The 8148-nt window shown below is 67.8% G+C and carries 7 protein-coding genes; all 7 read right to left on the bottom strand.

Going from position 1 to position 8148, the window contains the following annotated elements:
• Nucleotides 1-36: 36 nt before the first annotated feature.
• The 7 genes from pssA to ccrA all read right to left on the bottom strand — a co-directional run bounded on the left by pssA (nucleotide 37) and on the right by ccrA (nucleotide 7794).
• Complete coding sequence (pssA, locus tag ACFW2Y_RS33165) at nucleotides 37-903, bottom strand: CDP-diacylglycerol--serine O-phosphatidyltransferase (protein WP_384886645.1); 867 nt, start codon at nucleotides 901-903, stop codon at nucleotides 37-39.
• On the bottom strand, nucleotides 896-1552 hold the full coding sequence (locus ACFW2Y_RS33160) for a phosphatidylserine decarboxylase (protein ID WP_384886642.1): 657 nt from the start codon (nucleotides 1550-1552) through the stop codon (nucleotides 896-898). Before ACFW2Y_RS33160 ends, pssA begins: the two co-directional genes overlap by 8 nt.
• A 168-nt stretch (nucleotides 1553-1720) precedes the next feature.
• Complete coding sequence (locus ACFW2Y_RS33155; RefSeq protein WP_384886640.1) at nucleotides 1721-2926, bottom strand: acyl-CoA dehydrogenase family protein; 1206 nt, start codon at nucleotides 2924-2926, stop codon at nucleotides 1721-1723.
• A gap of 3 nt (nucleotides 2927-2929) precedes the next feature.
• Nucleotides 2930-3442, bottom strand: coding sequence for a MaoC family dehydratase (locus tag ACFW2Y_RS33150; RefSeq protein WP_384886638.1), 513 nt, complete (start codon nucleotides 3440-3442; stop codon nucleotides 2930-2932).
• 5 nt (nucleotides 3443-3447) lie between these two features.
• Nucleotides 3448-4413, bottom strand: coding sequence for an HpcH/HpaI aldolase/citrate lyase family protein (locus ACFW2Y_RS33145; RefSeq protein ID WP_384886635.1), 966 nt, complete (start codon nucleotides 4411-4413; stop codon nucleotides 3448-3450).
• Nucleotides 4410-6446 carry a protein meaA gene (locus ACFW2Y_RS33140; RefSeq protein WP_384886633.1) on the bottom strand — a complete coding sequence of 679 codons (2037 nt, stop codon included), beginning with the start codon at nucleotides 6444-6446 and terminating at the stop codon, nucleotides 4410-4412. Before ACFW2Y_RS33140 ends, ACFW2Y_RS33145 begins: the two co-directional genes overlap by 4 nt.
• A gap of 10 nt (nucleotides 6447-6456) precedes the next feature.
• Nucleotides 6457-7794: a crotonyl-CoA carboxylase/reductase gene (gene ccrA, locus ACFW2Y_RS33135; RefSeq protein WP_384886630.1), complete on the bottom strand. Its 1338-nt coding sequence runs from the start codon at nucleotides 7792-7794 to the stop codon at nucleotides 6457-6459.
• Nucleotides 7795-8148 lie beyond the last annotated feature (354 nt).

The raw sequence follows: 8148 nt of genomic DNA, 5'->3' as shown, positions 1-8148 counted from the left end.
CCGATCGCCTCCCGGGGCCCTTCCCCATGCCGTCCGCTACGGCAGCTGTGCCGCCCGTGCCTCCCGGCTCTCCCGCCGGTTGTCACGGAAGGCGTTCACCCGGCGGGCCGTCGCGAAGAGGGGGATCACGGCGCCCAACACGACCTGGAGCGCGCAGCCGGTCTGGAGCAGGAACGCGCCGCCGGGAGCGTCGAAGGCCCAGGCCGCCAGCATCGCCATCGCACCGACGATCCAGCTGAGCATCGCGACCGCGAGGACACCCCGCGGCTTCGGGTACTCGACCCGGCTCACCATCAGCCATGCCGTACCGATGATCGCGAGCAGGGTCGGGATGAACGGCAGCTCGAGCAGCACGATGGAGACCACCGTCAGTGCGCCGAAGGGGCTCGGCATGCCCTGGAACATGCCGTCCTTCATCGTCACGCACGAGAACCTCGCGAGCCTCAGCACCACGGCGAGCAGCACCACGATCGCGGCCACCGCCGAGACCTTCTGCTGCGCGTCGTCCGCGACCATTCCGTACACGAGCACGAAGTAGGCCGGGGCCAGGCCGAAGCTGATCAGGTCCGAGAGGTTGTCGAGTTCGGCGCCCATCGGCGAGCTGCGGAGCTTGCGCGCCACGATGCCGTCGAAGAGGTCGAAGATCGCTGCGCACAGCATCAGTATCACGGCGGTGGCGGCGCTGTTGCGCGCCATGCCGGTCTCGCTGCTGCCTGTCAGGTGGGGGATGAGGATGCCGGTGGTGGTGAAGTACACCGCCATGAAGCCGCAGGTGGCGTTACCGAGCGTGAGGGCGTCCGCTATGGACAGCCTCAACGACAGCGGCATCTCCTCGGCCTCTTCGGCCGCCTTCGCCTCGGCGTCGGCGGCCCAGTCGGCAGCCCGTGTGTCGGGATCAATCACGGTCAATGCGAGTCACCCCCGCCGTGGTGGCCTGGCCGACCTCGACGGCGACGTCGACACCCTCGGGGAGGTAGATGTCGACGCGCGAGCCGAAGCGGATGAGACCGATGCGGTCACCCTGCTCGACCTTCGTCCCCTGCGGGATGTACGGCACGATCCGCCGGGCGACGGCACCCGCGATCTGGACCATCTCGATGTCGCCGAGCTCGGTGTCGAAGTGCCAGACAACGCGCTCGTTGTTCTCGCTCTCCTTGTTGAACGCCGGCACGAACCCGCCCGGGACGTGCTCCACGGACGTCACGGTGCCGGCGAGCGGGGCGCGGTTGACGTGGACGTTCAGCGGGCTCATGAAGATGGCGACCCGGGTGCGTCCGTCCTTCCACGGCATGATGCTCTGCACCACGCCGTCGGCGGGGGAGATGACCCGGCCCTGAGCGATCTCACGCTCGGGGTCGCGGAAGAACCACAGCATGCCGGCCGCGAGGGCGGTGGTCGGCACGGCGATGGCCGCGGCACGCTTCGACTTGCGCGCGCGCGCAAGGCTCAGCGCCGCGGTGGCGACGGTCGGCAGAAGCCACGGCGATGCTCCGCGTGCGATGCGTACGCCCTTGAGGCTGTCGCGGTGTGCAGAGGTTTGGCTGTGGGGCATGGATGACCTTCGTAGCGGATGATGCCGCACGGGCAACGGGGACGGCGGCTTTCCGGCGATGCTATCGGTTGCGGGGCGCAACTGGGCAAGCCAGGAACAGAGTCGGCGGCCGGAAGATGAACACGCGGTGTGATCTTCTTCGCGGCCAAACCGACTCAAAAGCAACAATCAGCCCTGGAACCGGTACTCCTCGAGGAGCCGACGACCAATGATCATTTTCTGGATCTCGGCGGTACCTTCGCCGATGAGCAGCATCGGTGCCTCGCGGTAGAGGCGCTCGATCTCGTACTCCTTGGAGAAGCCGTACCCGCCGTGGATGCGGAAGGCGTCCTCGACGACCTCTTTGCAGTATTCGGAGGCGAGGTACTTCGCCATCCCTGCTTCGAGGTCGTTTCGTTCCCCGGAGTCCTTTTTGCGTGCTGCATTCACCATCATGGCATGGGCGGCCTCGACCTTGGTAGCCATCTCGGCCAGCTTGAACTGAATCGCCTGGTGCTGGGCGATCGCCTTGCCGAAGGTGTGACGCTGCTGGGCGTAGGAGACGCCGAGCTCGAAAGCACGCTGAGCGACGCCGCAGCCACGCGCCGCCACGTTCACGCGGCCGACTTCCACGCCGTCCATCATTTGGTAAAACCCTCGGCCGGTGACCCCGCCGAGTACCCGATTGGCCGGAATGCGCAGTCCGTCCATGATGAGTTCGGTCGTGTCGACGCCCTTGTAACCCATCTTGTCGATCTTCCCCGGGATGGTGAGGCCCGGGCGGACCTCTCCGAAGCCGGGCTCCTTCTCGACCAGGAAGGTGGTCATCGACTTGTGCGGGGCGGTGCCCTCGGGGTGTCCTTCGTCACTTCGGACGAGAACGGCCACCAGCGTTGACGTGCCGCCGTTCGTCAGCCACATCTTCTGACCGTTGAGGACGTACTCGTCGCCGTCCTTGACCGCCTTGGAGGTGATCGCCGACACGTCCGAGCCGAGGCCCGGCTCCGACATCGAGAAGGCGCCGCGCGTCTCACCGGCCGCCATGCGCGGAAGGAAGTGGTCCTTCTGCTCCTGGGTGCCGTGCTGCTTGAGCATGTACGCCACGATGAAGTGCGTGTTGATGATGCCGGAGACCGACATCCAGCCGCGGGCGATCTCCTCCACGCACAGCGCGTAGGTGAGCAGTGACTCGCCGAGGCCCCCGTACTCCTCGGGGATCATCAGGCCGAAGACGCCGAGCTCCTTCAGCCCGTCGACGATCTGCTGCGGGTACTCGTCGCGGTGCTCCAGCTCCGTCGCGACCGGGATGATCTCCTTGTCGACGAAGTCCCGGACGGTGGCGAGGATCTCCTGCTGGACATCGGTCAGACCGTGGGTCTGGGCGAGTCGCGCCATGACTTACTTCCCCTGTTCGTTCAGCTCGGGGCGGCCGGGCTGCTCGCCGCCGCGCGCGTCGATGTACTCGGCGGTCGGGACCATCACCTTGCGGCGGAAGACGCAGACGAGCGTGCCGTCCTGCTTGTAGCCCTTGGTCTCGACGTAGACGATGCCGCGGTCCGTCTTCGACTTCGACGGGGTCTTGTCGAGGACCGTGGTCTCGCCGTAGATCGTGTCGCCGTGGAAGGTGGGGGCCACGTGCCGCAGCGACTCGATCTCCAGATTGGCGATCGCCTTGCCGGAGACGTCCGGCACGGACATGCCGAGCAGCAGCGAGTAGATGTAGTTCCCGACGACCACGTTCCGCTTGAAGTCGGTCGTGTTCTCCGCGTAGTTCACGTCCATGTGCAGCGGATGGTGGTTCATCGTCAGCAGGCAGAAGAGGTGGTCGTCGTACTCGGTGACCGTCTTCCCGGGCCAGTGCTTGTAGACGGCGCCGACTTCGAACTCTTCGTAGGTGCGGCCGAACTGCATGGGACTCAGGCCTCCGGGATCTCGAACTTGCTGGTGCGCTGCATGCCGGCGGCGCGGCCCTTGCCGGAGATGACCAGGGCCATCTTGCGGGAGGCCTCGTCGATCATCTCGTCTCCGAGCATCGCGGAGCCCTTCTTCCCGCCGGCCTCGGAGGTGTAGTAGTCGTACGCGTCGAGGATGAGCTCGGCGTGGTCGTAGTCCTCCTGCGAGGGCGAGAAGATCTCGTTCGCGGCGGCCACCTGGTCCGGGTGCAGCACCCACTTGCCGTCGAAGCCCAGGGCGGCGGCGCGCTGGGCCACCGCACGGTAGCCCTCCTGGTTGCGGATCTGCAGGTAGGGGCCGTCGATCGCCTGGAGGTTGTTGGCGCGGGCCGCCATCAGGATGCTCATCAGGATGTGGTGGTAGGCGTCGGCCGGGTAGCCGGGCGGCTGCTCGCCCACGACCAGCGACTTCATGTTGATGGAGGCCATGAAGTCGGCCGGGCCGAAGATGATCGTCTCGACGCGCTGGGAGGCCTGCGCGATCGCGTTGACGTTGGTCAGGCCCTGGGCGTTCTCGATCTGTGCCTCGATGCCGATCTTGCCGACCTCGAAGCCCATGGTCTTCTCGATCTGCGTGAGCAGCAGGTCGAGCGCGACGACCTGCTGCGCGTCCTGCACCTTCGGCAGCATGATGCAGTCGAGGTTTTGGCCGGCGCCCTCGACGACGGTGACGACGTCACGGTACGTCCAGTGGGTGGTCCAGTCGTTGACGCGGACCACGCGGGTCTTGCCGGTCCAGTCGCCCTCGTTCAGGAACTTCACGATGGTGTGCCGGGCCTCGGGCTTGGCCAGCGGGGCGCACGCGTCCTCCAGGTCCAGGAAGACCTGGTCGGCGGCGAGGCCCTGGGCCTTCTCCAGGAAGCGCGGGTTGGAGCCGGGGACCGCCAGGCAGGAGCGGCGGGGGCGGAGCCGGTTCACAGGGCTGGTCATGCGAGGACCTCCGTGCATTCAAAGGGGCTGAGCTGGTGAGCTTTCCGGATCTCGTCGACGATACGGCCGATGATCTCCGTAATACCGAAGTCCTTCGGTGTGAAGACGGCGGCCACGCCCGCACGCTTCAGTTCTGCGGCGTCGGCGTTCGGGATGATTCCGCCGACGATGACCGGGATGTCGAGGGCCCCCGCCTCGCGGAGGCGGTCGAGGACGTCCGGGACCAGCTCGGCGTGCGAGCCGGACAGGATGGACAGGCCCACGCAGTGCACGTCCTCCGCGAGGGCGGCGCTGACGATCTGCTCGGGGGTCAACCGGATGCCCTGGTAGACCACCTCGAAGCCGGCGTCACGTGCGCGCACGGCGATCTGCTCGGCCCCGTTGGAGTGCCCGTCCAGGCCGGGCTTGCCGACGAGGAGGCGCAGCCGGCCGCAGTTCAGCTCCTCGACGGTCCGGGCCACCTTGTCCCGGACCAGGGCGAGCGGCGTGCCCGCCTCGGCCGTCACGGCGACCGGGGCGGAGGAGACGCCCGTCGGGGCGCGGAACTCGCCGAACACCTCGCGCAGGGCCCCGGCCCACTCGCCGGTGGTGACCCCGGCGCGGGCGCACTCCAGGGTGGCCTCCATGAGGTTCTCGGTGCCCTGTGCGGCCTCCTTGAGGCGCTCCAGGGCCTTGCAGGGGCGCGGGTGGTTGAACGGCGGCTGGTAGCGGTTGTCGCGCCAGGTCTTCAGCGAGCCGACGACCCGCGCCTCGACCGCCGGGTCGACCGTCATGATCGCGGTGTCCAGGTCGGCGGTGAGGGGGTTCTCCTCGGTCGACTGGAAGATGTTGACGCCGACGATCTTCTCCTCGCCGGCTTCGATCCGGGCGCGCCGCTCGGCGTGCGAGGAGACCAACTGCGACTTCAGGTAGCCGGACTCGACGGCGGCCATCGCCCCGCCCATCTCCTGGATCCGGTCGATCTCGGCCAGGCACTCCTCGACCAGGGCGTCCACCTTGGCCTCGATGACGTGCGAGCCGGCGAAGATGTCCTCGTACTCCAGCAGGTCGGACTCGTGGGCGAGCACCTGCTGGATGCGGAGCGACCACTGCTGGTCCCAGGGCCGGGGGAGGCCGAGCGCCTCGTTCCAGGCGGGCAGCTGCACGGCGCGCGCCCGGGCGTCCTTGGAGAGGGTGACGGCCAGCATCTCCAGGACGATCCGCTGGACGTTGTTCTCCGGCTGGGCCTCGGTCAGGCCGAGCGAGTTGACCTGCACGCCGTAGCGGAACCGACGCTGCTTGGGGTTCTCGATGCCGTACCGCTCCAGCGTGATCTTGTCCCAGATCCGGCCGAAGGCGCGCATCTTGCACATCTCCTCGATGAAGCGGACGCCCGCGTTCACGAAGAAGGAGATGCGGGCGACGACCTCGCCGAAGCGGTCCTCGGGCACCTGGCCGGAGTCGCGGACCGAGTCGAGGACCGCGATGGCGGTGGCCATGGCGTACGCGATCTCCTGGACCGGTGTGGCCCCGGCCTCCTGCAGGTGGTAGCTGCAGATGTTGATCGGGTTCCACTTCGGGATGTGCTTGACCGTGTACGCGATCATGTCCGTCGTGAGGCGGAGCGAGGGGCCGGGCGGGAAGACGTGCGTCCCGCGCGACAGGTACTCCTTCACGATGTCGTTCTGGGTGGTGCCCTGGAGCTTGGTGATGTCCGCGCCCTGCTCCTCGGCGGCCACCTGGTAGAGCGCCAGAAGCCACATGGCCGTGGCGTTGATGGTCATCGAGGTGTTCATCTGCTCCAGGGGGATGTCCTGGAACAGCCGGCGCATGTCACCGAGGTGCGAGACGGGGACGCCGACCCGGCCGACCTCGCCGCGGGCGAGGACGTGGTCGGGGTCGTACCCGGTCTGCGTCGGCAGGTCGAACGCGACCGAGAGGCCGGTCTGCCCCTTGGCGAGGTTGCGCCGGTACAGCTCGTTGGACGCCTCGGCGGTCGAGTGACCGGCGTACGTCCGCATGAGCCACGGCCGGTCCTTCTGGCGCTCAGTCATCTTCGGGACCTCAGACGTTCCGGAAGCGGTTGATGGCGTCGATGTGCTGGGCCCGGAGCTCCGGGTTCTTGACGCCCAGGCCCTCCTGCGGCGCGAGCGCGAGGACGCCGACCTTGCCCTGGTGGAGGTTGCGGTGGACGTCGTAGGCGGCCTGGCCGGTCTCTTCCAGGGTGTACGTCTTGGAGAGGGTGGGGTGGATCTTGCCCTTGGCGATCAGGCGGTTGGCCTCCCACGCCTCGCGGTAGTTGGCGAAGTGCGAGCCGATGATGCGCTTCAGCGACATCCACAGGTAGCGGTTGTCGTACTGGTGCATGTAGCCCGAGGTCGAGGCGCAGGTGGTGATGGTCCCGCCCTTGCGGGTGACGTACACGGAGGCGCCGAAGGTCTCGCGGCCCGGGTGCTCGAAGACGATGTCGATGTCCTCGCCGCCGGTCAGCTCACGGATCTTGGAGCCGAAGCGCTTCCACTCGCGCGGGTCCTGGGTCTGCTCGTCCTTCCAGAACTTGTAGCCCTCGGCGTTGCGGTCGATGACCGCCTCGGCGCCCATGGAGCGGCAGATGTCGGCCTTCTCGGGGGAGGAGACGACGCAGATCGGGTTCGCGCCGCCGGCCAGGGCGAACTGGGTGGCGTAGGAACCGAGTCCGCCGGAGGCGCCCCAGATGAGGACGTTGTCGCCCTGCTTCATGCCGGCGCCGTTGCGGGAGACCAGCTGGCGGTAGGCGGTGGAGTTGACCAGTCCGGGGGCCGCCGCCTCCTCCCAGCTCAGGTGATCGGGCTTCGGCATCAGCTGGTTGGACTTGACGAGGGCGATCTCGGCGAGGCCGCCGAAGTTGGTCTCGAAGCCCCAGATCCGCTGCTCCGGGTCGAGCATCGTGTCGTTGTGGCCGTCCGAGGACTCCAGTTCGACCGAGAGGCAGTGGGCGACGACCTCGTCGCCGGGGTTCCAGGCGTTGACGCCGGGGCCGGTGCGCAGGACGACGCCCGCGAGGTCGGAACCGATGACGTGGTACGGCAGGTCGTGGCGCTTGGTGAGCTCGGAGAGCCGGCCGTACCGCTCCAGGAAGCCGAAGGTCGAGACCGGCTCGAAGATCGAGGTCCAGACCGAGTTGTAGTTGACGGAGCTCGCCATGACGGCCACCAGGGCCTCGCCCGGGCCGAGCTCGGGGAGCGGGACCTCGTCGAGGTGGAGCGACTTGCGCGGGTCCTTGTCGCGGCTGGCGAGCCCGGCGAACATCTCCGCCTCGTCCTTGTGGACGGTGACGGCCCGGTACGACTCGGGAAGCTTGATGTTCGCGAAGTCGGCGGACGTGGAGTCCGGCGACTGGATCGCGTCCAGGATTTCCTTCACGGTTTGCCTCCGGCGGTGAGCGCCCCGGGGGAGGGACGCCTGGGGGTTACGGCGGAAAGTGCTGCTGCTGTGGAGGTGTGCCGTCGGTTCGGCTCGGTGGTGCGGTGGCGGCGCTGTGTGGTGGAGCGCGGGGTTGCCTGTGACGCAGGCGTCCGGGCGCACTGGCCGGGGATCCCCCTGCTCGCAGAGCCGGGGCGGTCGGTGGGGACAGCCGGCGTGCGAGGGGTGTTCCCCACGCGTCGGCCGCCCGGACAACATCAACGTATGGCACGCCGTGTCACCTGGCAAGGCACTGCGTGCCAACAATTTCACTCAGATGCCATCTCCCCCTCACGAATGAGCGATGATCGATCG

Source organism: Streptomyces sp. NPDC058877, from assembly GCF_042742855.1.
In the GTDB taxonomy this organism is placed as follows: Bacteria; Actinomycetota; Actinomycetes; order Streptomycetales; family Streptomycetaceae; genus Streptomyces.
Note: the sequence above shows the minus strand (reverse complement) of the source record. Positions and strands in the feature narration are given on the sequence as shown.